The sequence below is a fragment of the Bacteroides sp. 519 genome (genome assembly GCF_010500955.1).
GTDB lineage: Bacteria > Bacteroidota > Bacteroidia > Bacteroidales > Bacteroidaceae > Bacteroides.
This window is the reverse complement of the sequence record NZ_QVMJ01000012.1, coordinates 16,873-40,871: the sequence shown is the minus strand read 5'-3', so window position 1 is coordinate 40,871 and position 23,999 is coordinate 16,873. Positions and strand designations below refer to the sequence as shown.

The window sequence follows — 23,999 nt, the reverse complement described above, 5'->3', positions numbered from 1 at the left end:
ACTATTTTCACAGATTATCTACTGTTTAATTTACGATTCTATTTCGGCTATTGCTTTTTCAATTTCAGCAAAGGCTTCGCTCATTACTTCCTCTACCAGTCCGCCGATTTGTGCTGCCATAGCAACCGAATTCATGCGCGAAATACGGGTTATACCATCAGAAGTCTGATATATAGATATGCGACATGGAAGTAATGATGAATAAAGACGTTCCATATCATGCTCCAATATTCTGCCGGAATATTTGGGGTTGCACAATTCTATGACTTTTATCGGTAGCACTTCTTTCCCATTTTTGCGAAGCGTTTCCTGCATATCATGAATATGCTGTATTTTCCAGTTTCCGAGAGACTGGATTTTTTCGGATAGTTTATCGAAGGTTTCGTCATAACTGTAACGGCTTACGTTTTCTAAAAACATTGCGCTCTCAGGTTGTTCTGTTGATTTCATGATTCTTTTTTTATATTACTCTATGTTATTATTTAAACAATTTTCTTGCCAAAAAGGTTGCATAATACGTTTATTATCCGCTTTATTTTTACTATTTACATTGCATGAAGATACAAGCACCTTACATAATTTTATAAAGATTTTGATAGTCAATTTTTAACAGCTAAATATGCTAAAAGTCTGATTTTCTTTAAAAATGGATGTACATCATCATTAATTTAAAATAAAAAAGATTGATGAAAATCGAAGATTTTTAAAAGATCTGCAAATTATTCGTTTATTTTCTTCAGAATAATTTGCAGATCGTTCTAAATTACACTTTTTCCTTCCATTCAATAACGGCAAAGTTCCCGTCTGAAATCTCCTTCACTTTATTAATCCATTGCACTTCACTTAATGCTTTAGCTTTAAGGAATGGACTATTGGTTGAAGTCAGCAAAAGACTGGAATTAACCACCCACCATTTATTCTTAATTCTGGCACGTTGTAAGTCCTGTTGCAGTCTTTGTGCTTCAAACACAGGTGTTGTTTCCGGCAGGGTTACGATAACCACTTCCGTTTCCTTTTCGCTTCGCAAGCGAGGTAATAGGTTTTGAACCGCAGGGGTGATATTTCCCTGTGTCCGTTCTACTTCCTTATGATAACTTTGGGTTGAATCCAGCAGCAGCAACGTGTGTCCGGTTGGTGCAGTATCTATCACAACCACTTCATTATCCGCTTTGGCAACTATTTCGGCAAAGGAATTGAAAACGGCAATTTCCTGTGTGCATGGGGAACGCAGGTCTTCTTCGATATAACTTAAATCAGCATCACCCATTGTTTCCCTTGCTTTGTCAAGCACATTTTTCTGATAGGCAGCAAGCACCGCTTTTTCATCTATATGGCTTACTGTGATGCCGTCTATTTTCGTTTCGATATAAGCCAAATGGTTTGCAGGGTCAGTTGTAGTCAGATGCACTTTCACTCCTTTTTTAGCCAAACCACGAGCAATATTCCCGGCAATGGTAGTTTTGCCTACACCGCCTTTACCCATCGTGAAAATCACCCGTTTACCTGTTTTGTAGAGGTCTTCAATAACGCTGTCAATCGTATTGAAACTACGTTTCTCAATATCCGGACTTTCGTTCTTTATGGCTACATCCGCATTCAACATATTACGGATATTATCAATGCCTGTCATGTTATAAGAACGAAGCGGAACAATATAGGTGTTCAGTTTTAGCAAGGCTGCCGAACGGTTATTCAGCGCATTTTGCTGGTGTTCATAAATCTGTTTGGAAATACTATCGTCTGCATCGTAGTTTTCTAATACGCCATTTATGATTAAATGCTGTGTTTCGATACCTATATCCGACAACTCATTGGATGAACGTTCGACCTCTTTCAACGGGCTGTCTTCCGGTCGGCTGACAAGGAAGAGCGTTGTTTTAGACTTATCGGTTAGATTTTTTACCGCATGTTTATATACATCTTTGCGGTCTTCCAAACCTGATAATTGTCCTAAGCACGAAGCTCCGGTCGTATTTTCGTCAATAAAAGTATCCCACGCAGAAGGAAGTTGCAACATACGGAGTGTATGACCTGTTGGGGCTGTATCAAAAATGATATAATCATAGTTTTTGCTCTTATCTTCGTCAGTGATAAAATCAGAAAATTCATTGAACGCTGCGACCTCTACTGTGCATGAACCGGATAGTTGTTCTTCCATATTAGCAATTACACTTTCAGGTAATTTACCCCGATATGGAGCGATAACCGATTCCCTGTATTCGGCAGCCGCTTGTTCGGGGTCAAGGTTTACAACAGTCAAGCGGGGTACATCTTTAATGGGAGTACCTTTATTGTCTAACGGCATATCAAATACATCCTGTAAATTGGATGCCGGGTCGGTACTCAACAACAATACTTTTTTTCCACTATCTGCAAGACTTACAGCTGTAGCACAGGCGATAGATGTTTTGCCTACACCGCCTTTACCCGTGAAAAATATATACTGGGTAAGTTTTTCGTTTGAAGGATTATACTTTTTCATGTGGGTTATTTTTTTATTGTTAGTTCATCTTCTGAAATATCGAGCCATTCTGCAATCTGCTTATTTGATGGATACGCCTTTTTTATAGCAATTTCACCATCAACTGTGATTAGAGGAAATACGTCTGCTCCTTCTGCCATAAGGCAATCATTGACAACCTTCGTGGTTACATATACCTGAGGATGGTCTCGCAAGTTAAAACGTTCAACTATAATTCCTTTTTGTTTCAATGTTTCAACCACAACTGCTATACGCATCAACTCAGGGTCGATATTCACTCCGCACAATCCGGTAGGACAGCATAATGCAGGGTCATAAATTTTAATTGTTTTCATTTTTAATATTTTATTTGTTATTAATTCTATTTATTCAATGTTCGTAATGTAGCGAACTATTTGGTTAAAAAAATAGACGCTATCTGATTCAAAACAGCATCTATTCAATGCGTACAATTCTATCAATTACAGTAATCCATTGTTGCTGCATCACCAAAGTAACTGATTGCAGCAGTAGGGCAAAGAGGTTCGCAACCATGACAACCAGTTACACATCCATCAGGATATACAACTACTGGTTTCTCATTTTCTATCGCATAAACTCCTTTCTTGCATTTTTCAAAGCAAGCGGAACATCCTGTACATTTTTCCGAATCAATAATCGGATACCATGTGCTGCTCATAATGTGATGTTTTATAGATTCAGGGATTTCTTTATTTCTTCTTCACTCGGAACATACCCTTTCAACTTTACTTCTCCATCAACAACAACCGCAGGTAAAGACATAATGTTATACTTCATAATTTCAAGTATATTTTCTTCCTTCTTCAAATCGGCAGCAATGTTATTATCTGCCAACACTTTCCGGACAGATTCATAGGTTGTTTTACATTTGGCACAACCTGTACCTAATACAATAATCTCCATATTATTTATCTTATATTGTTATTTCTAATTAAATGCTTGTAATTATGTAGTAAATACCCACTATTATAAAAACGGCAGCGACAATCCATTTAAACCATTTCTGGAAGACACTCATCTTATTGTAGAATTTGCCTACGTTGCTAACACTGTATGCCAACAGCCATGCAATGATAATTACAGGCAACCCGGTAGCTATGGCAAATACAGGGGGAAGTAATAACCCTGACGGGCTGGCAATAGTCATCGGGATTAATCCACCAAAGTACAATACACCGCTATAAGGGCAAAAAGCCAATGCAAACAGCAAACCGAGCAGGAAAGCGTCGAGGTAGGTTTTCTTTCCTTTCTTGTTTTCTATTTTTGAGGTTAGCTTATTCATTCCCGGAACCTTTATTTTAATAATGTCCAACATGAATATCCCGATAATGACTAATGCTATCCCAAGCCACATTCCCCCAACATTCTGCAAAAGTTTAGCTACCTGAAACTGACTTGCTCCAAAATAGAAAATCAAACCAAGTGCCGTATAGGTAAACATTCTGCCGAGTGTATAGAATACGCCATTAAACATTACTCTTCGCTTATCGCCTATATCTTTACTAAGATAAGCGGTAGCTGTAATGTTGGTTGCCAATGGGCAAGGACTGATTGCAGTCATTAAGCCCAAAAGAAACGCCGTTAGTAATGGAAAGTTAGAGCCATCCACAAGATTCTGTAAAAACTCCATCATAATCTTTTATTGACTTCGGTTTTGATCAGGTCAGTGAGGTTTTCGGGAGTATTCAAAGCGTTGGCAAATGCCTTGTCGGTAATATCTATGGAATTATCCCCTTTGGCAATAATAAGGGCATTCCATGTTACTTCATATTTTTCTACGAGTGAAGCATTTTGTTTTTCATCGGTTTTTACTTCAATGAATTTCACGTGTGGATTGTCTGCATAAAGTTCTTTTATTGTCTTCTCTGTTACATCGCCTACCGCAATACAGGTTTTACAGCGTTGTTTACCGTGGAAATAGTAAACGTTCACCACAGAAGCATCCGCTACTTGCTCTTTAGCTTGCGTTTCAGTGGCTTGTCCGTTGTTTTTTTGTGCATTACCACCACAGGCTACCAGCAATATGGCAAAAAGCCCGATTAAAATACTTTTTTTCATACAATGTGTTTTTATTAGTTTGTACTATGTTTATTTATAATATTTCTTCCGAAGCCAAAAAGCCAAGTTCACTAACAGGATTAATACCGGGACTTCGACCAATGGCCCGACTACTCCGGCAAAGGCTTGTCCGCTATGTAATCCGAATACGCCGATTGCCACTGCGATAGCCAGTTCAAAGTTGTTTCCGGTTGCAGTGAAAGCAATAGAAGCATTTTTATCATAAGAAGCCCCCATAAACTTACCTGCGAAGAAACTAAGCAGGAACATCACGACAAAGTAGATAAGCAACGGTATGGCTATCCGAACCACATCCATTGGTATTTGTACAATCAATTCACCTTTCAGGCTGAACATAAGAACGATTGTAAATAACAGTGCAATTAAGGTTATCGGGGATATTTTCGGGATAAACTTTTCCTTATACCATTGTTCTCCTTTCAATTTCACTAATATAAGTCGGCTCAATATTCCCATTAAGAAAGGAATACCTAAATATATAGCAACCGTTTCGGCAATCGTACCGATGGAAATATCAACGATAGCCCCTTCAAACCCGAAAAGGGGAGGAAGTTTCGTAATAAACAACCAAGCATAGAAACTGTAAAAGAATACCTGAAAGATACTGTTCAGGGCTACTAAACCTGCACCGTATTCCGTATTTCCTTCCGCAAGGTCATTCCACACAAGCACCATTGCTATACATCTCGCTAATCCGATAAGGATTACACCTACCATGTATTCAGGGTAATCGTGTAAGAAGATGATGGCAAGTACAAACATTAATATCGGCCCGATAATCCAATTCAGGATTAACGAAACTGATAATATTTTTACGTCCTTAAAAACCTTCGGTAATTGTTTATAATCGACTTTTGCCAATGGCGGATACATCATTAAGATTAAACCGATGGCTAAAGGGATGTTTGTAGTTCCACTGGATAATGAATCTATTGTAGTGCTGAAAGATGGGAAAAAGTAACCCAGCCCAACCCCGATAGCCATTGCCAGGAATATCCAAAGAGTGAGATTCTTATCTAAAAAACTCATTTTCTTCTTACTCATTGCCTTTTATTTTTTCTATGTATAATTTATAAAATGCTTCTTTTATTTCATCCCGTACCCGGATATATTCCGAATGGATAAATTCTGGTGACCCTTTTGCTTCTGACGGATCTTCAAATCCTATGTGCAAACGGTTTTTCACTTTACCGAAAAAAGTAGGACAGTTTTCATTTGCCCCACCACAAACCGTAATGACATAATCCCATTCTTCATTCAGATACTTATCTACACTATCGGAAGTATGGCTGGATATATCTACTCCGGCTTCTTTCATTACTTCTATGGCTTTGGGATTAACCTTTCCGCTTGCATTTGTCCCTGCAGAGAATACTTTTAATGCAGGGTCGAAAGATTGCAGGAAGCCATGTGCCATTTGGCTACGGCAACTATTGCCTGTACAAAGAATTAAAACTTTTTGTGCATTCATATCAAAACATTATTAACAGCATCCGGAACTACAATCGCAAGCACTTTCAGGTTTTACACCTGTTACTGTAATAGAGAATATCTTTGAATTATTCTCCTTGTATTCATGGAATGATTTTTCATCAAGATGCTCTTTTAGGATATCATCAGGGACAACGATAGGTTTTTCCCTTTGTATTTTCACCTGTAAAAAACCTGCACTGAAAATCTTAACCATATATTGTTCTTTAGGAATTGCTCCTGCAATGCATCCGGCGTATAATTCTGCTACTTGTTTGATGGATTCAGGTAATTCACCTTCTAAAACCACATCCGAGATGCAGAAATGCCCACCGGGTTTTAAAACCCTGAAAATTTCATGGAAGATTTTATCTTTGGTTGGTAATAGGTTTAATACGCAGTTACTTATTACAACGTCAACGGAATTACCACCAATAGGCATATCTTCTATTTCACCTTTGCGGAAAGTGACATTTGTAAAACCTCTCTTTTGTGCGTTATTTCTTGCCTTTTCTATCATAGCATCTGTAAAATCAATACCGATGATTTTCCCTGTTTCTCCGACTTCAGCGCGGGCTACAAAACAATCATTTCCTGCCCCGGAACCTAAATCCACAACAAAATCGCCTTTTTTTAATCCGGCAAAAGCTGTAGGAAGTCCACATCCCAGACCTAAATCAGCATCTGCTTCATAGCCGTCAAGCTGACTGTAATCCTCATTCATAATGTTATACACATTATCAGAGGAACAGCATCCAGAGCCACAACAAGACGACTGGTTATCATTTTGTAAAGCAAGTGCGCTGTATTTTTGCTTTACCATTTCTTTAATTTCTTTATTTTCCATATATAATAATAAGTTTATCAAAAATTCAATTCGCTTTAAAGCGAATTGTCTGTAGGTTCGCAAACATACGAACTTTAAAGATAAAAAATTATGTATTACAACAATTGTCTGATATTTCTACTTCAGTCAATAAAGCTTCAAATAATCTTTTCGCTAAAGACCAGTTTTTCTGATTAATGCAATACTTAACAGATGGCAATGTAATTTCACCTTGTATCAAACCGGCATCTTTTAATTCATTCAAATGTTGCGATAAAGTGCTTTTCGCTACTGGTAACACTTCAGACATATCTCCATGATAACAACATTCTTGACTTGCTAACAATTGCAGAATAGCAATCCGTACAGGATGCGAAAGGGCTTTGGCGAAACGTGCCATTTGCACCTGCTCAACCGTATATCTTTTCTTCACTTTTTCCATCTTCTTCATTTTATAGTTCGCAAATATACGAATAGTTTTTTAATTCGCAAATATACGAACAGTTTTTTCAGACAACAAACTGATTAGTATAATTTGAGTTGTATAGTTCATTATTCTTTATTACGGCAAACATGCGGGCTACGAGTTTGGCTCTGATAGCATTTAGTACTGACATTTTATTTTTGCCCTCAGCAACTTTTCTATCGTAATATACCCTTAATCCACTATTCTTATTTTGAATAGCAGATAAGGCTGCTAAATGGAGTAAAGATTTTATACTTTTATTTGCTCTATGGGAAACCCGATTTTTAGAATGCTGACTACTTCCTGATGAATAACTGAATGGAGCAACACCCGCATGGCAACAGAATTTACGACTATCTGTAAATCGTGTAAAGCCTTGTGTTTCCAGTATCATTTTTAAAGAAGTTTTTTTACCTATTCCTTCAATGCTCAATAATAATTTCATCTGATGAGATAATAAAGCATCCTTTGCTACAATATCCTCAATCTCCGCTTCAATATTAGCTATTGCTTTATCTAATTCTTTAATAAGCAGAGATAATCTCTTTGACTTCAATTTATAGACTCTATCAGGCATATATTCTTTTTGATCTGATAATTGAGCTTGGTATTTAGCTCTATCAACACATAGCATATTTAATTCTGTTGTTAATAGCTTTATTGATTCAACACTTATAGTTGGGTGGTTATATATTTTAAGTTTATCTATATAACGATAGGCATATAAAGCAATACGCTTTGCATCTACGGGATCATTTTTTCCTCGTTGCAACCCTGAACTGTATTTTATTTGAGTAGGATCTTCTAACCAAAGTTTATAGTTTCCGGCTTGACAAGAGATTGTTAAAGGATAAATATATAATCCTGTAAATTCAGCACATACTACTATTTGTTCTGCATCTATATTTTGTTCTGCACAAATTACAGATAAGTAGTCCTCGATACTCTTTTGATGATTTGAAATAACATCTTGTTTCACCACCACACCATTACTCAGGAGGCAACAATCCAAGTTCTTTTTACTCACATCAATTCCAATAAAATAATAGTTTCCCATAATAAAGTGATTTAATGATTTATAATTTGGAAAGGCATTTGAATATATCCTAAAAACCTTAAATATCTTTCAGATAAAATTCTTATATAGGTCTAATCCAAGACAAATAACAAGTTCGTTATAGTAACATAAGTTATTCCTATTTTCCATGCTGATTTACTTGTTATTTTCCTTTCTTCTTAATTCATAACGTAAATCATTAAATATTCTTGAAATTAAATGAATAAAATGAGTCCCAAATAGTAACATAGACTTTACATTTCTCTTTTTCCATACGGTTCACTCATTATAGTTTATAAAATAATTACAATGCAAACCTAAGGTTTTTCCATGAGTAAAAGTAATCTAACGGAAGAAAAAGTAACAAAAAGCCTTTTAAACCTATTTGTTTTCATACATTTGAACAAATAGGTATTTTTGTCTTGAAATCTCAATAATATGCCTGTAAAAATAGAAAAATGGGTAGTTGCCCAAAAAAAACATAAATTGTCAGATAAGCACGTCCAGATGGCTCGTGAGTTGGGACTAAATCCCGATAAATTAGGTAAAATAGATAACCATAAACAGGAAACATGGAAAGTTCCGTTACCCCAGTTTATCGAAGATATATATATCAAACGGTTTAAACGGGAAGAACCTGTTACTGTTCGCTCTCTGAATGACATTATCGCAGATGACAAAGCAAAAAAAGAAAAGAAGAAAAAAGAGAAAGCTAAAAAGCGTGCTTTACGAGAACAAACCGATAGTAGCGAAAATAAATACATAGAATAATCTACAAATTCCACTATGGAAAGTAAATTGTAGATTAACAGATATTTAAAAAGTTAAATGAAATCATCTATGATATATATAAATTCTCTACTTTTGCATAAAAAGCGATAAGCATGAAGGTTGAACATATAACATATAAAGGCTCTACACTTGTTAGAGATACTGATGATATTACAGAGGAAACAATAAATTTACTCAAACCCTTTGAGGACATTAATAAGGAAAAGAGCAAATTGAAATTTCCTTTAACTAATTTGGAAGTCGTTACTACCATAGCCAGCAACGTTGCTATTTTTAACTTTGAAAAAAATAATATCCCTTTGTATATGAACTTTTGCTGTTTTGAAGCAAAAGACGCATCTATGGTATTGGAACTGGTTGATAATTTTATAGAGAAAAGAGGATTTGAGAAATTGACTACTACCCCCAAAGAAAGCTCTTTTATATATACAGTTCCTTGCTATCCTTCCGCTTCGCTTACAAGCGGAGAAGAAGAAATGATAATGGGCGAAGTGGAACTATACATATATTATTCCTTATATCTCAACGATTACCGAAAAAAAACAAATAACACACATTCTGCTGACACTACATCAAAAGAAAAAATAAAATACGAGGTGGGTAAGAGATTCCCTGATGAAAGATATTTGAATCAAATAGAAACAACTGCTGCTATTATTAATACAGCATTTTTTGATGTTTTTTGCAGTTTCCATGAACCAACGACAGAAGAAATAAGACTATTCCGAAAGGGGAAATTAGATGTTTACTTATATGAAAACTCTAACATTCCATTTCTGATTTTTGACATGGGTTTTTCTTTTGAAGTGAGTATTGATGTAACTAAAATTCCAGAGGAAAAACAAGACGATTGGTTAAATTCAGAAGCAAATATAATAACAATGTTTCTTGTGGATGCCGGAACCGGAATCATGCAGGGAATAAGAACAATAAGTATTCCCCCCAATTTTGCAGAAAAAATTAGGGATATATCGGAAAAGCAGTTACAGGAGGACATAAATGTAGAACAAGCAATAGATCAGATAACGGAACAACTTTCAACAGAGCAAATGATGAAGAAATCAACTCTAAAATATACCGTGAAATAAAAAACAAAAGAAGCATTAAAGTTAAATTTAATGCTTCTTTTGTTTTATCGAGGTCTGTCAAAATCATTTTCCATTTCCCACCTGATCCAATCCTCCAGAGAATCAAATTCGTGAGGCATCTTGTCCAATGAATGCCTGTCAATCTTCAGTTCCTTTTGTTTCTCTCTGTAATGTCTGTCTAATTCCTGCACCTTCCTTTGGTATTCCTTTTCCATTTGCCGACTATCAATTATCCACCAAGTTGTAAAGCCTACCACGAACAGGATAAATACAGAAACGAAAAGTATCTCCCCTTTTGAAATGTAGCCCATAGCCCGCAAATCCTCAAACACAAATTTCTTATACTCAATATAGTCTTTTACTTTAGTATAGATTGTCTTTATTTCCATAAACGGGGTTTATTATGGGTAACTGAAAACATATTAAAATAGGTTCTCTCCGGCTTTTCCTTAGATAACAAATGAACAAAGCCCGTGCGGGTTACAATCTCCACATAAACCTCTGTTTCGTCCAGATGTACTATGTCTTCAAATCGAATACAATCCCGTGTACTGACTAATTCTTTTTTCCCTTTCATTGCTTCATAGACATACTCATAGTCAGGAAAAATAAATAGTGATTCTTTAATCGAAATTCTGTGTAATACCAGTATAGGACGGATTTTATCACAAACAGTAAACTTATTTACAGGTGATTGCCTTTTAAGGTAAAGTTTAGAAATGGCTTTTTGTGCAAAATTCATGATCTCTCTGTAATATTATGTTAGTACCAAAAAACAGGCGCAAGAATTACTAAATATCGGCTTTGAGGTACCGCCAAGCACCCACTCACTCAATAGATAATAACCTCACGCCCTTGCCGGTATATGCGAGTAACATATATACAGACTGACGGAAGCTAACATCCATTACCATGTGAGTGAGTTCTAAAATATTTGGCGGTTTTCAAAACCTCACTATAATGCTGCTATTTCCTATGTAAGAACCATCCGATGACTGGCATCGTTATAAATGATCCTGTGTGCAAAAATACACAAAAACAATGGAATATTACTGATTTTGAAAACATAAATCAATAGCACGCCACTGTAAACTATCCTATTTGCTTGTTGATTTCTCGCTTGAATGTAAACGGACGAGCGATAAAAGGATAGCTACTGATAGCACCGCCAGTCGTTACTGTAATAGTTCCAAAATTAAATATACGTCCCAACACGTTCTGGCTTACATGCAATCCTTCGCATTTAGCCAGGACAAGTTCGACCGTTCTGCGGCTTATTACACCCGTTTTCAAAATTACTCGTTTATTAGTAACGGCATAAATCGAACCAACCTTTATCAAAACACGCTGTACAAGGGAAACCAACCCCAAGAACAGCAATGTTACACCTAAATAGCGTGTCATCCGGGCATCATCAAGATAACACATATAGCCAATACCCAACAATATAGCGGGTTGGAGAAAAAGAAATATATGTATTTTTGCCCTGTATTTTATTTCTTCTCCGGGCTGTAAATATGTAGATAAAAAGTTCATATTTTTGTTTTTTAGATTTTCCGCCCTTTCCCTTTTCGGTCTGGCTTTTTATTGATTTGGATAGAGTTTTTTTGTTTTTCTGCGGTAGTTTGTTCCACAGATTTGACATTTAGGTTTTTGCTCTTTGCATCATACCTTAATTCTCCAATTTTCACAAAACCATTAGATGTTTGTATATCCTTAACTCTAATAGATTCTCCATTATATAGCTGCTTATGCTGATCGTATGATAAGGGCTTATTTATTATATTTTCCACTCTTTTGTGGAATGTATAAATGTTATCGCCCTTGCTAATCTCTTCTGGAATATTGATGTTATATCCCTCAATAGCTTTTTTAGTAAATAAAATCATATCAGCAGTCCTCATATTAGAAGGAACCCAACCTAATGAACTGGGATCACTCTTAACGGCTGTTTCAGCAACTTCGGGTGTCCAAGCCTTTTGCGGTATAACGTGAAAACTTCTACCGCTCTTTTGTAAAGCATCTTTTGCTATTTCCGGTGTGATTAAATCATGACTAACAATATGTAACAACAAATCCACTTTTTCGGGATTAGTATGAGCTTTAAATACTTCCAGCAACATTTGAGATGATGTAACAGAATTAACAACAGAGAAATCGTTTTTATCTTTCCCGAAAGTATTGTCCAAAGCAATCCGACACAATTCATCGGTTCGGTCTTCATAAGGAATACCTATTAAGTTTTTCGGATTATCTTTTACCATTTTTCGATATTGTTCTTCCCCTTTCATTTCATCCAAAATATACGGAATGGCATAAGGACTGCTTTTTATAGCTAACTCACATAATTCTTTTGTTTTTTGGCTTTCTGGAATATGTGCCAAGTATGATCCGTCACGTTTTACAGCAGCTTCGCATAATTGTTTATCCTTAAATTGGATGGGGATATTGTAAAACAACTCTGGTTGTTTCTCAAAAATTTTATATGCCAAATCCTGTTTTATATAATCAGGCTTCATATTCTCCAAAAATTCTTTCGTAGTGGAGTAATCTTTGCATTGTTCATTGAAAACCTTTAGATGAATATCCTCAAACGGTATAAATGACAATATACGGGGATGACTGGCTGTATTTACCGCTTCCAGACAAACTTCATGTGTTAGTTTATCCGCAGGGAAATACTGTATTGCAAAAGCGTCTTTCTTTAAAGCCTGATTACATAGTTCCGTAGTTTTCATTTCATCGGGAACATATCTCAGGCTATGAAAGGTCGAATTAATTGCAGCCTCGCATAATTCCATCGTTTTATCTTTGTCAGGAATATTATATAGCCGCATACCATCACCTTTAACAGCCTCCATTCTTAACTCATAAGAATGAAGATGTTCCGGAATAAAGCCTAATACTCCCGGTTCATCCTTAACACCATACATGGCCATCTCCGCAGTCATAATTTGCGGATTGATGAAGCCGTATATATCCATCATATTAACCATAGAATTTTCATATAGCTTTATCCCATGCATACAAACGTCTGGATAAGGGATGAAAGCTAACACTTCGATACCCTCTCCCGTAATATCATAAGCGGAATGAAGGGCTCTTCGGCACATTTGTTCTGTTTTCATTTCTTCAGGAACAAACTGTAATGCCCAGCCGCTATTCTCCACAGCAACATTACATAGATCGGATGTTTTCATATTATCAGGTATGTACTCCAATGTTAAACCATCACCTTGAAGTGCCTTTTTCATAAGTTTTTCATTCAGAATATTTTCAGGCACATACCTTATATTATCGGGATCAACTTCAATGGCAGCCAGAGAAACACTTTCAGTTCGTCTATCTCCGGGTAGTGTCATAAATCTGTCTTTATCCTTACTGACAAATTCAGCATCTTGTTTTTCTTGTGGATTCATTTTTATTTATTTTTCGTTGTTATAATTTCAAAAAGGCAATAACACCATTTTTGGGGATTCAGATAGCGCTTACCTTTTCTTACTTCGTAATGCAGATGGCTACCTGTCGATACTCCTGTATTGCCTACACAGGCAATCTGTTGGGTTATACTTACCGAATCCCCTGCATTTACCATCGTCTTACTCAAATGGGCATAAAATGAATGGAAACCGCCTGCGTGTTCAATCTCAATGTAGTTCCCATATCCCGAACAAAAACCCTTGCGAACTACTATCCCGTTACCAGTGGCATAGACTGGGGTACCTTTGATTTTAGGAATATCAATCCCGGTATGAAATTTTTGTATTTTATAAACAGGATGATAACGCCTACCAAAGCCCGATGAAATATATAGCGGTTTTTTTATTGGAAAAATCACAGGATAGTCGGATAACTCATCAATAGACATTTGCAAAGAATCCGCTATCTGTTGGAACTCATTTATAGAATAGGCAGATTTCGTACAGTCTTCTATTTCCGATTTTCTGTTTAGAGAATCAAACGGCTGCCCCCATAAAGGCAAATGCAGCAAAACGGTGACGAATATTAGTAGGTATTTCATAATCAATCTGTAAAAACAGTAAGTACCCGAAATAATCCGGGTACTTTACTTATTCAACTTCCTCACCCCACAGATCTACGTCTGTCGGTGCATTATTCAACGAATGGGCTATCCATAGCCAGCAGAGGACGTTTAACACGATATAGCTGCATATAATCATGGACTGATACTTTTAGTAAATCATCATCTTCTTCATCATCCCCCTTGTCATTCTGCCAACTAAATGTTTTTTGCACGACCTGACCGAATGAATCTTCGATATATACGTCGATAACCTGCTGATCCGTACTGTGTGATGTATAATAGAGCCGGAATGTCGTTTTATTCAACGGATATAGGTCATTCGGTAGAAATACCGTTCCGTCATCCATCCGCAGTTCTCCTTTTCCATCACTTTGAAAATACCTGATAAAGAACCGGGCGTTATCATAGTCACCTTCCTTTACCAGTTGGCATCGAATCTCCGCACTCTCGCCCTGAACGATTTTTTTCTGGACGGGCATAGTAACAAGATCAAATGAATAAGCCTGCTGAATATCCAAATCGTCACTACAGGCACAGACTATTGCCGATAGCAATAGCGTGTATAAAAAATATGCTAAAAACTTTTTCATGTTTTTTTATTTTAAAATATTTATTGTTTTGTCATTTTATCAAAGACAGCATCAATACCTCTAACCTCTTCCTTGAAATCAGCAATAATATTATACTTGTCTATTTCCAGTTCTATTCTATCTTCTCCAATATTAAGGAGCATACGAGTTTTATCACTGTCATTAAAAACGTAGTTTACTTCCTTCGCTATTTTTTCAAAATCGTCTTTTGAAATAAACCATTTTAATGTGAAACCAACCCCCGCTGACAAAGCAGACATATTATACATATTCACAGGGACAGTATCATCCTGCGATAAATGTTCATTATTCCAGAATCTTAAAAATTCTAAGAGGTTATCTGATGTTGTTGCTATCATTTCTTCTCAAAGTTTAGTTTATTATAAATTTTAACCCTAATCCGTACTGGAAATGAAAATGCCCTGTTGATGTTCCCCACAATATCCGTTCACGGGCAGTCAGGAGCAATACAACACGGTCTGATAAATAGGTTTCCATTTCCAACGTAATAGCACCCCCATAAATGAACCGGTCTTTATTCCGGAGTGTGGAACCGTCAAAAAGTGTTTTTTCTCCCCAGTTGCTTGTTTCATATCCGGCAAGAGCAGATCCGCCCAAAGAAAAAAGGACTACTTTATTATGGTCGGAAAGAAATTTCAGGTAATAACCACCCTCTCCAGTGAACTGGCTGACAGGTATTCTGTCATCTTTATAAGGGTAATATTTATTCAGGAACTCGGCACCGAATACCCACTTATTTGCATGTTTGGTATAGGTGGCCATCGACAACCCGAAATAATAGCCCAGTTCATTCTTTTTGTCTGACAAATGGAATCCATCTACCATTCCACCAGTTACCTGTATGCCTTGCATACCGGGCAAACAACGCTGTGCGTGTGCTTGGTCTGCAAAGACCAGGCACAGCACAAACGTTAGTATAAGTAATAGCCGTTTCATGGTTATTTAACTTTCAATTCGTTGATAACTTTCGCCCTTATCAGGTCGGCATTTTCGACAACAAAACTTTGATGCCGTCCGCCCTCTTTTTCGTTCAGTTCGATGATAAGGTGCTTATCATCCGGTATCGTAAACTTCGGCAAAGTGAAAATCACACGTTCTGTCCGTTTTCCACCTATCAATGTCAGGTTATTATGCGCCCGGAGTGGTACAATTACCTGTTCCTGAATGGCTGTACGTTTCGCCAGTTTTTTATCTACAATCTTGAAAGTGATAAAATCTACATCAAACGGCACATTGGATGAGTTTTTGAGTTGCATGTGGAAATAAAGCAATCCGTTATGCGTGTAAATTCCTTTGAGTGTGTACTGAATACCGAAACGTTTGGAACCGATGTGCTTTATTTCCCTGTCATCATTTTTATAGATAGATTTCATTATCAGTTTAACCAGTAACGGCGATTCGCTACCCAATTCCCTCATGTAAATCTCCATAGCGTTATTTGGTCTGTTCACGGCTTCTCCATCATGGATAAAGTCGGTCATTTCGACACTCAATTTCACCGGTTCATCGGCATATTTAACATTAAAGGTATAGTATGCGCCATCGTCGGTAATGACCGCCAAATTGCTTTCACGAGAGAAGTCCCGGAGAGCAGCTTTTACACGCAATACGTTTTCCGCTCCAGCAGCTTTGGCTGCCAACAGGTCGGCAGAACCCAAATCGACATATCTTATAGCAGACGGGAAAATGATATGCACTGTCTTTGAGAATGTAACCTCCAGTGCGTACGGTGGTATCATCCGGTTAAAGGTTAGCGGTCTGGTCAGACCGTCAAAATAATCTCCGGTAGAGGGAGAAATATTTGCTGTTTGCTGTTTTTCTACGCTCTGTTTTTCAACATCCTGAGCGTTCGCTGTGAATACGCACCCGATAATAGCGAGTGCAAAAAGAATTTGTTTCATACGAAAAATTGTTTTAATTGTTAATTACTAAATACTATTGGATTTTTTTAGTGGTAGGCTTACGCCCTGTTTTATACCTTTGGAAGAAGTAATACCTGATGATTAGCTTTCAATGTTACTTCCACTTTACGCATTTTTTTACTGACGTATTGCGACAATCCCTGAATGGCGCTTCGCCCCAAATCGGCGGCAAGCTGTGAACCTGCGTCGTCTGTTATGGTAATGCTACTGCCCATCGACGTACCCATGTTGGCTGCAATTTCTTTAGCTGCGTTCATTTCATCCGAACCCGGAGCCGAAAATCCCCGCAATCCGTCTAAATCGTAAACATCCATTTCAACAGGTATCACATTATCTGCATACTGTATAGAAATGATTGTTACCTGAAGCCGCTCCCCGCTAATCTTCGCACTTCCTGTCAGAATAGTATTAGCAGGAATCAGAATATTTCCGGCTCTCATAGGCTCCAGTAAACGCAGTTGCATTTCTTTCCCATCGGAAAGTTTTATAGTCTGGCACACACAAGCCTTGATACCGTTTTTCTCCCTTACGCCTTCCTGTCCGGCAGCCGTGATAAATCCCATGTTACGGGGCTTGCTGTATTGCTCCAGAAACTCGTCATTATCCATTGGAGCTGCCAAAAGCGAAACAACACTGTGATGTACCTGTGACACAGGCTTCGGGGTTACTTTCTCACGCAGGTTGATTGTGTTATCCCCATTTTGTTGCTGCTGTCCGTCAGGCGTTACCTGTCCCTGTGCATTGGGCGTGTATTTGGCTGCAATCTGATAAGATTTTTCTATCAGTTCCAGTTGTTTATCCTCCGCACTTTTCGCAGCTTCGGCTTCTTCCAGTTTACGCTCCAATTCCTGCATACGCCGATCCAAAGCAAGCTGCTGTTCATCGGCTCCGCTTGCGGGTTGTTCATACCAACTGTTTAACTGGCGGTTTACATCCTGATAAGCATGGGCTGAAGATTGGATAGGAGAAGCCGCACTACGGGAGTTATCGGGAGAATCGGGAGTAACAGGAGCCGTGCGCACCTGTTTTTCGTAATCTTCCTGCGTTTTGCGGTCTTCATCTTCACCGAGCGAAAATGCAAAGTCTTGTAAACTACGCCTTTTATTTTCTTCTTTGTTACGCATGGCTTCCTGTTCGTAAGCTGTCCGCTTATCCCCTACAATACCTTCGTCTTTAGGGATGGGTAGTTCAGGGTTAAACCCGTCGGGTTGCTTTTCATCCTTTCCGCCGGAGGGCGCAAAGATGAGCCACATAGCCCCGATGAACAGCAAGACAAACAAGGGATAGACAAGCATCTTTTTCCGCTTCTGAATCTCCTGCGGCGTAAGCTCTTTTTTAGGCTTACTCTCTTTCTTTTTTTCAGTAACTTCCGGTTTCGGTTCGTTACCTTCGTTTTCCTTACTCATAATCAAATCTGTTTATTTGGTTGATACTATCTGCTTTCTGCTGATACTCCAGTTCCAGTTGCTTGATATGGTCTATCTGCATTTCCTGACCGCTTTTCTTTCCCATATTATATATGGAAGAAACCGTCATGTAGATGGAACCTGCGCCAAACACGAAAAGCATTACAAGGATTATAATAATCCGTCCGTCGGGCGTTATCTGCCCTAACAATGACCGCAGACCGTCTTCCATCCAGTCCCTTACGGCTGTAAGTTTTTTCTTTATCATGGCTTATCGGTCTATTGTTCTTAAATCCCTGTTTTCTATTATCTCAAAGCGTTCCATAGTGAACCCATGAGGATTATTGTCGCTTCTGACAGAGTTTATCAGGTCGCAGCGTGTAACAAGGCTTCGCTCCGTTACATTACTTGCCCTGATAATCATTTGCCGGGCGTAGGTCATTACCTTATAGGGATAAACATCGAGATTACATGCCACAGAATCAATCTGAATAATCTGATTGATATTACCCGACACAATGCGGTTGTAGTAACCTTTTTCCGACATATCCTGATAATAGCGGAAAGCACTTTTGTCCACCAGAAAGAGTGCCCTGTTGATGTTTGATTCAATGGCGCTTTTATCCGGTGATAAGGTAAAGAACAGTTCGTGAAATCGCTTGATATGCTCCCTTGCTTCAACAGGACGGTTTTGAGATAAGTCCTGTGAAAGAGCCAACATAAGCGATTTTCCTTCATCCAATACATAGATTTTCTGCCGTTGTGCTTCCGCAAAGCTGAATGAGTTCCAGACTGCATATCCGGTAATTCCTGCACACAGCACCACAAACACAATGGCGATAATCCTTATTTGCTTGAAACTTGTTTCAATATTTTTTAAACTTTTGAACTCCATGTTTTTAATTACATTTATTGGTTATTTACCAAGCAAACGACCGCCAACGTTTCCGGCTACTGATCCCGCAACGCCTCCGGCAATTCCACCTGCTTTACTTGCTGTTTTGTTTACTGCGCTTCCGTATGCACCCGCTCCACCTGATTGAATAATCCATCCGGCTACGGTCGGGATAGTGAAGTATCCGATAATTCCGATAATCAAGAATACGATATACACACCATTCGAGCCGTCGGGAATATAGTTCGGATCTTGCAACAAGGCTATATCCTGTTCAAGCATCAAAGTCTGTATGCGTGCCAGTACGGAAGAAAAAATGTCAGAAATAGGAAGCCACAGATATACGCTTATATAGCGTGTAAGCCACTGGGTGAGCGTTGCCTGAAACCCGTCATAAATGGAAAAGGCAAACGCAATAGGCCCCAGTATGGCTAACACGACAAGGAAAAATGTGCGTATCGTATCAATGACCAATGCGGAAGCATTGAACAGCAGTTCAAAGAAATCCCTGATTACCTGCCGGAACCATGCCTTGATATCATACCAAAGGCGTTCTCCCCACATACTGATAATTTCAGGCGTATCGGTAATACCGAGGTCTTTCATTTTTTGATCGTACACTTTATCATCGACAAGCCACGCTTTACCCTCACGGACACGGGCTTCGTACTCCAGATTATCTTTCTGTTGCTGATAGGCTTTCATATCCATTGTCTGCGATTCCAAAATGCTATGAGTACCTGTAACAATGGGACTCATAACCGCATTGATAGTTCCCAAAACCAGTGTAGGGAAAAACATTATACAAAGCCCTATCGCAAAAGGACGGAGAAGCGGAAACACATCAATAGGCTCCGCACGGCTTAACGCCTGCCATACCCTGTATGCTACATAAAAGAGTGCGCCCAATCCTGCCAACCCCTTTGCAACCCCAATCATGTTGCTGCAAAGAGGTATCATGTCTTGGTACAGATTCGCAAGAATCTGATGTAAGTTGTCAAAATTCATAACTGACTACATTTGTTTGATTACCAATATCTTTCGGCAGGACTACCGTAAAGAGATAATACCCTGTCCGTATCGCCTTTTTCTTTGGCACGGATATACGAAACCGATATACTCTTTTGGGTATAATACTTAGTCAGGTTACGATAGTCCAACATCTTAGTATAAATGTCATCTATCGCATCCATCCGTTCTTTATCGGACAGGGAAAGCCCGTTGCTTCCGGTAACTACGTTTTTCAAATCCGTTACCAACGCTCCCCCTTCCTCCAGTAGTTTGGCATAGCCTGTTGAGATTGCCGCCAGTTCATTCGGGGTAAAATTGGGATCACCCACCATTTTATTAAATCCGTTCACGTAGATGTCCGTAATTTCGCTGACCATTGAAATCGTCTTTTGTACCTTACGGGCATCTTTAATCAGATTGTGGACAGACTTCAAAGCGTCGTAGTATTCCTTTCCCTGATTGTAGATTTTGATACTTTCTTGCAGGTTTTTTATCATATTACCTGCCGTGGATGTACCTTGTATCGCACTTGTGATATTTTGCACAAGATTGGTCGGATCGGTTACAACCCACTGCGCTTTCGCCTGAAATGAGAACATAGAAAGTGCCACTATCAGGCACATAAATATTCGTTTCATACTTTTTATTTTTTAATGATTATTGATTTTGTGTACCTTAATCGTACACCCTTTTGTATTCGCCTTCGGTAGTAAGCAGAAGCATATCCCGCTCATCATCGTAGGCAATGCGAATCATACCGTAGAAATAGAAAAAGGTAATCCCCCAGCTCTGGCACAAAGGGACGGTAAACGCCGTGTTTTGTTTGTAAATAAACTTCAACCGGAACCGACTACCGTCATGGAATATTTTAAGTCCGGGGGAACCGCAAAGGCTTTCCCATGTCCCGCATATCTCTCTCATCGGGAAATGGGTATGAAGTTGCGGTGCCGCAAACGGCTTACTGTTTTTTCTTTTCATGGCATCTATCCTCCGTACTCCTGTCGCTTGCTTTCAGCAATCTGCTTAATCGCCAGTTCCATATTTCCATCCAGTTTTTCAGCCAGTTGCATCACTTCCATTTTCTCCGATTCTTCGGTTGTATAGGTGTAATATTCTTCCAGACTTACTTCTGTGGCATATACGGCACTTTGTACACCTCCTAACCCAAACCAGACTTCCTTGTATTTACGACTGGGTACATTGGACATATTGATAGAGAGTACCTGCGATTTTTCCTTTTCGGTCAATCCCAACAACGCCTGAATACTGTCAAATTTGTTCATGTATTTTCTTTGGTCGAGCAAAATTTTACAGTCGCTATTGTTGATAATACTCTCTTTCACAATAGGAGAAGCGATAATATCATCGACCTCCTGTGTAACGACAATCGCCTCTCCGAAGAATTTCCTCACAGTCTTAAAAAGATACTTAATGTACTCTGCCATACCCTCTTTAGCGATTGCCTTCCATGCTTCTTCAATCAATATCATCTTACGGATGCCCTGCAAACGGCGCATTTTGTTGATGAACACTTCCATGATTATGATCGTTACGACGGGAAATAGGATTTTATGGTCTTTTATCGCATCTATCTCAAAGACAATGAAGCGTTTAGATAATAAATCCAGTTGCTTATCCGAGTTCAACAGGAAGTCGTATTCACCCCCGCGATAGTACGGCTCCAGTACATTCAGGAAATTCGCTATATCGAAGTCCTTTTCACGTACTTTCTTTTCTTCCAGTACCTTTTTGTAGTCATCACGGACAAACTCATAGAATGTGTTGAAAGACGGTATCAGTTTTTTATCGGTTTTCAACTTTTCTATATACTGGCTGACTGCATTGGAGAGGGCAACTTCTTCCGCCCGTGAAGGCGGCTCATTATCCCTTTTCCACAGGGTAAGGATCAGCGTTTTTATACTCTCACGCTTTTCAATATCGAAAACATTATCATCCGTGTAAAAAGGATTGAAAGCAATCGGATTTTGTTCCGTGTAAGTAAAATATACTCCATCCTGACCACCTGTGCGCTTGTTGATTAGGTTGCATAATCCCTGATAAGAGTTTCCTGTGTCCACCAAAACGATATGCGTACCCTGTTCGTAGTATTGGCGCACCATGTGATTTGTAAAGAAAGATTTTGCCACTTCCCGACGGCCCAAGAATGAATTTATTCCTATTTGTAATAATTCCTTTTTTCATGGGCAAGTCGGAAATATCCACATGGAGTGGCTTACCTGAAACCCTGTCCGCCATTTTGATACCGAACGGACTGGGTGAACTCCGGTAGTTTGTTTCTTCCGTGAAAAAGCACAAGGCAGGTTCGATAAATGTATAGAACGCTTCTTCCGCAGGAAAATCCCCACTATTACCCGGCATTCCTGCCCAGTACAAAGTAGCGGCATCCACAGTATTGTGTCTGGGCTTACATTCCATAAGAGCCAACTGGCTACCTACGTCATTGCGGATATGTTTTAGTTCTTCCACATCATCACTCCACGCTATCACGTTGAAATGCGCCCTGATGGAAGTCAGCCCGAAGCTATGCGCTTCGTTTAGATACTGGTCGATCCACTCCTTATTTATTTGATTTCCACGACTGTACTTTGAAAGCGACTGCATATTCCTTGCACTCTTTTCAAACTTCCGAAGATTCTCCGCACTATCCTCAATAAATAAATACTGGTTGTAGATATGGTCGCATGAGAGAAGTAATCCTACCGGAGAAGCGAACGACAAACGGCAATCACTTCTATCGGTCGATAGTTTTTCATACCGCATATCCGTTCCAATACGTCCGGGCAGATCTTCTGCATCCGAAAGCGTATGCAGGCAAATATGTTTACTACCTACCCGAAGTCCGTCGGCACCCAGTTCCATATCCTGCAAGCAGGTGGTATCATCGAGCGACAAGGCGAAATACTTTTCAATAAGCCCTGCCTTTTCATCCGTTCCTGTAATCTCATCCGAACTGATACGGGTAAGCGTAATAAATCCGCTATCATTCATTATCCGTTCAAATTGCCCGACAGCTTCCAGAAACTTCACACTCGTATCCTTATTGACTTCTTTAGGAATAATGTTCCCACGACAAAGCGATGAGAAGTTGCTTTGCATTCTCATTCGCTCTTTCGTTGTTTTAGTCAGGAACAGGAAACATGAGTGATTCAGGAAAGGACGTTCGTTGAAGTGCTTTTCAAAACTGCGGGATAAGAAACTCATATCATCCTTATCAGTCTGTGGTTTGTAGGTTTCACGCACAAACCAATCTTGTTTATGCACCACACTGTATTCAGGAAGGACTTTTACTGCTTTCGTCCAGGACGAGTGTATCGCTTCATATTCCGTATTGGTTACTGTAAACAATTCCGGCAGCTCCACATAATAAGCGACCGTAATATCCGCATCCTTTGAAATGATGCAGTCATGTTCGACAGCCAGTAACGGGAACTTGTTTTCAATGGTAGATGCCTTCATTATATTACGCATATCCTACCTCCTTTCTTTTCCGTTTGAACAGGCGGTGCGGAGTTTTCCTGTTTATCAAATAGCGGGGATGCTGTTTTACAGCCATGACTTTCATTAAGCCATGTTCCCCGTATTTTGTATTCAGGTTAAAGGTCATCCATACCAATACCGATGCAGCGATTACACCGAAGCCGATACACACCCACTGATCCACGCCTGCCATATACATAATGACAAAGACAATGAATACGGCAAGCAAGCCTGCGGCAAATATGAAAAGGTATTGTGATTTTAAACCTTTGAACTCCACGCTTTTGCCTATCCCTTTGTTAATATTAAACTCCATAACTCTTATCTGTA

General features: G+C 38.8%; 29 protein-coding genes and 2 pseudogenes. 2 read left to right on the top strand and 29 right to left on the bottom strand.

Going from position 1 to position 23,999, the window contains the following annotated elements:
* Positions 1-30: 30 nt before the first annotated feature.
* From D0T85_RS11930 to D0T85_RS11875, 12 genes are all read right to left on the bottom strand, one after another.
* Positions 31-450, bottom strand: a complete 420-nt coding sequence (locus tag D0T85_RS11930) for a DUF302 domain-containing protein (RefSeq protein ID WP_229058434.1) — start codon at positions 448-450, stop codon at positions 31-33.
* 313 nt (positions 451-763) lie between these two features.
* A complete protein-coding gene (gene arsA / locus D0T85_RS11925) occupies positions 764-2,482 on the bottom strand; it encodes an arsenical pump-driving ATPase (protein WP_129733297.1) in 1,719 nt (572 codons plus the stop codon).
* Between the two features lie 5 nt (positions 2,483-2,487).
* A complete protein-coding gene (gene arsD, locus D0T85_RS11920; protein WP_129733298.1) occupies positions 2,488-2,817 on the bottom strand; it encodes an arsenite efflux transporter metallochaperone ArsD in 330 nt (109 codons plus the stop codon).
* A 122-nt stretch (positions 2,818-2,939) separates the two neighbouring features.
* Entirely contained in the window at positions 2,940-3,161 is a 222-nt protein-coding gene (locus D0T85_RS11915; RefSeq protein WP_129733299.1) for an ATP-binding protein, read from the bottom strand.
* An 11-nt stretch (positions 3,162-3,172) separates the two neighbouring features.
* Positions 3,173-3,406: a thioredoxin family protein gene (locus D0T85_RS11910; protein ID WP_129733300.1), complete on the bottom strand. Its 234-nt coding sequence runs from the start codon at positions 3,404-3,406 to the stop codon at positions 3,173-3,175.
* Between the two features lie 28 nt (positions 3,407-3,434).
* Complete coding sequence (locus D0T85_RS11905) at positions 3,435-4,133, bottom strand: aromatic aminobenezylarsenical efflux permease ArsG family transporter (RefSeq protein ID WP_129733956.1); 699 nt, start codon at positions 4,131-4,133, stop codon at positions 3,435-3,437.
* Positions 4,133-4,561, bottom strand: a complete 429-nt coding sequence (locus D0T85_RS11900) for a nitrophenyl compound nitroreductase subunit ArsF family protein (protein ID WP_129733301.1) — start codon at positions 4,559-4,561, stop codon at positions 4,133-4,135. Before D0T85_RS11900 ends, D0T85_RS11905 begins: the two co-directional genes overlap by 1 nt.
* Before the next feature lie 30 nt (positions 4,562-4,591).
* The gene (arsB, locus tag D0T85_RS11895) at positions 4,592-5,626 is read right to left on the bottom strand and encodes an ACR3 family arsenite efflux transporter (protein ID WP_129733302.1); all 1,035 of its coding nucleotides are present in this window, start codon (positions 5,624-5,626) and stop codon (positions 4,592-4,594) included.
* Positions 5,619-6,053, bottom strand: coding sequence for an arsenate reductase ArsC (locus D0T85_RS11890; protein WP_129733303.1), 435 nt, complete (start codon positions 6,051-6,053; stop codon positions 5,619-5,621). The genes arsB and D0T85_RS11890 overlap by 8 nt, the downstream gene beginning before the upstream one ends.
* Positions 6,054-6,065: 12 nt before the next feature.
* Positions 6,066-6,899 (bottom strand): arsenite methyltransferase, encoded by an 834-nt coding sequence (gene arsM / locus D0T85_RS11885; protein WP_129733304.1) that lies wholly within the window; start codon positions 6,897-6,899, stop codon positions 6,066-6,068.
* Between the two features lie 88 nt (positions 6,900-6,987).
* Entirely contained in the window at positions 6,988-7,320 is a 333-nt protein-coding gene (locus D0T85_RS11880) for a helix-turn-helix transcriptional regulator (RefSeq protein ID WP_129733305.1), read from the bottom strand.
* 67 nt (positions 7,321-7,387) lie between these two features.
* Entirely contained in the window at positions 7,388-8,401 is a 1,014-nt protein-coding gene (locus D0T85_RS11875; RefSeq protein ID WP_129733306.1) for an IS110 family transposase, read from the bottom strand.
* A 438-nt stretch (positions 8,402-8,839) separates the two neighbouring features.
* On the opposite strand from D0T85_RS11875, the gene D0T85_RS11870 reads away from it, so the two are divergent.
* Together D0T85_RS11870 and D0T85_RS11865 are read left to right on the top strand one after the other, a co-directional pair.
* The gene (locus D0T85_RS11870) at positions 8,840-9,172 is read left to right on the top strand and encodes a hypothetical protein (protein WP_129733307.1); all 333 of its coding nucleotides are present in this window, start codon (positions 8,840-8,842) and stop codon (positions 9,170-9,172) included.
* Positions 9,173-9,285: 113 nt separating this feature from the next.
* On the top strand, positions 9,286-10,281 hold the full coding sequence (locus D0T85_RS11865) for a hypothetical protein (protein ID WP_129733308.1): 996 nt from the start codon (positions 9,286-9,288) through the stop codon (positions 10,279-10,281).
* Positions 10,282-10,325: 44 nt separating this feature from the next.
* On the opposite strand, the gene D0T85_RS11860 is transcribed toward D0T85_RS11865, so the two are convergent.
* From D0T85_RS11860 to D0T85_RS11780, 17 genes and pseudogenes are all read right to left on the bottom strand, one after another.
* Complete coding sequence (locus D0T85_RS11860) at positions 10,326-10,670, bottom strand: hypothetical protein (protein WP_129733309.1); 345 nt, start codon at positions 10,668-10,670, stop codon at positions 10,326-10,328.
* Positions 10,661-11,023 (bottom strand): hypothetical protein, encoded by a 363-nt coding sequence (locus D0T85_RS11855; protein WP_129733310.1) that lies wholly within the window; start codon positions 11,021-11,023, stop codon positions 10,661-10,663. The genes D0T85_RS11860 and D0T85_RS11855 overlap by 10 nt, the downstream gene beginning before the upstream one ends.
* A gap of 350 nt (positions 11,024-11,373) precedes the next feature.
* Positions 11,374-11,817: a PH domain-containing protein gene (locus tag D0T85_RS11850; RefSeq protein WP_129733311.1), complete on the bottom strand. Its 444-nt coding sequence runs from the start codon at positions 11,815-11,817 to the stop codon at positions 11,374-11,376.
* An 11-nt stretch (positions 11,818-11,828) separates the two neighbouring features.
* Entirely contained in the window at positions 11,829-13,700 is a 1,872-nt protein-coding gene (locus D0T85_RS11845) for a DUF4116 domain-containing protein (protein ID WP_129733312.1), read from the bottom strand.
* Between the two features lie 2 nt (positions 13,701-13,702).
* Complete coding sequence (locus D0T85_RS11840; RefSeq protein WP_165359883.1) at positions 13,703-14,302, bottom strand: M23 family metallopeptidase; 600 nt, start codon at positions 14,300-14,302, stop codon at positions 13,703-13,705.
* A 185-nt stretch (positions 14,303-14,487) separates the two neighbouring features.
* Positions 14,488-14,916 (bottom strand): annotated as a pseudogene (locus tag D0T85_RS11835) (DUF3872 domain-containing protein); the annotation flags it as partial.
* 20 nt (positions 14,917-14,936) lie between these two features.
* A complete protein-coding gene (locus tag D0T85_RS11830) occupies positions 14,937-15,275 on the bottom strand; it encodes a hypothetical protein (RefSeq protein WP_129733314.1) in 339 nt (112 codons plus the stop codon).
* A gap of 13 nt (positions 15,276-15,288) precedes the next feature.
* The gene (locus tag D0T85_RS11825; protein WP_129733315.1) at positions 15,289-15,873 is read right to left on the bottom strand and encodes a conjugal transfer protein TraO; all 585 of its coding nucleotides are present in this window, start codon (positions 15,871-15,873) and stop codon (positions 15,289-15,291) included.
* 2 nt (positions 15,874-15,875) lie between these two features.
* The gene (gene traN, locus D0T85_RS11820) at positions 15,876-16,838 is read right to left on the bottom strand and encodes a conjugative transposon protein TraN (RefSeq protein ID WP_129733316.1); all 963 of its coding nucleotides are present in this window, start codon (positions 16,836-16,838) and stop codon (positions 15,876-15,878) included.
* 71 nt (positions 16,839-16,909) lie between these two features.
* Positions 16,910-18,265, bottom strand: coding sequence for a conjugative transposon protein TraM (traM, locus tag D0T85_RS11815; protein ID WP_129733317.1), 1,356 nt, complete (start codon positions 18,263-18,265; stop codon positions 16,910-16,912).
* Positions 18,258-18,533, bottom strand: a complete 276-nt coding sequence (locus D0T85_RS11810) for a TraL conjugative transposon family protein (protein ID WP_129733318.1) — start codon at positions 18,531-18,533, stop codon at positions 18,258-18,260. Before D0T85_RS11810 ends, traM begins: the two co-directional genes overlap by 8 nt.
* A 3-nt stretch (positions 18,534-18,536) precedes the next feature.
* Positions 18,537-19,160 carry a conjugative transposon protein TraK gene (gene traK / locus D0T85_RS11805; protein WP_129733319.1) on the bottom strand — a complete coding sequence of 208 codons (624 nt, stop codon included), beginning with the start codon at positions 19,158-19,160 and terminating at the stop codon, positions 18,537-18,539.
* 21 nt (positions 19,161-19,181) lie between these two features.
* Complete coding sequence (gene traJ / locus D0T85_RS11800; protein ID WP_129733320.1) at positions 19,182-20,168, bottom strand: conjugative transposon protein TraJ; 987 nt, start codon at positions 20,166-20,168, stop codon at positions 19,182-19,184.
* 20 nt (positions 20,169-20,188) lie between these two features.
* Positions 20,189-20,809, bottom strand: a complete 621-nt coding sequence (locus D0T85_RS11795; protein ID WP_129733321.1) for a DUF4141 domain-containing protein — start codon at positions 20,807-20,809, stop codon at positions 20,189-20,191.
* A gap of 37 nt (positions 20,810-20,846) precedes the next feature.
* On the bottom strand, positions 20,847-21,092 hold the full coding sequence (locus D0T85_RS11790) for a DUF3876 domain-containing protein (protein WP_163213517.1): 246 nt from the start codon (positions 21,090-21,092) through the stop codon (positions 20,847-20,849).
* Positions 21,093-21,154: 62 nt separating this feature from the next.
* Positions 21,155-23,660, bottom strand: a pseudogene (locus D0T85_RS11785) (TraG family conjugative transposon ATPase).
* A complete protein-coding gene (locus tag D0T85_RS11780) occupies positions 23,653-23,985 on the bottom strand; it encodes a DUF4133 domain-containing protein (RefSeq protein WP_129733324.1) in 333 nt (110 codons plus the stop codon). Before D0T85_RS11780 ends, D0T85_RS11785 begins: the two are co-directional and overlap by 8 nt.
* Between the last annotated feature and the right edge of the window lie 14 nt (positions 23,986-23,999).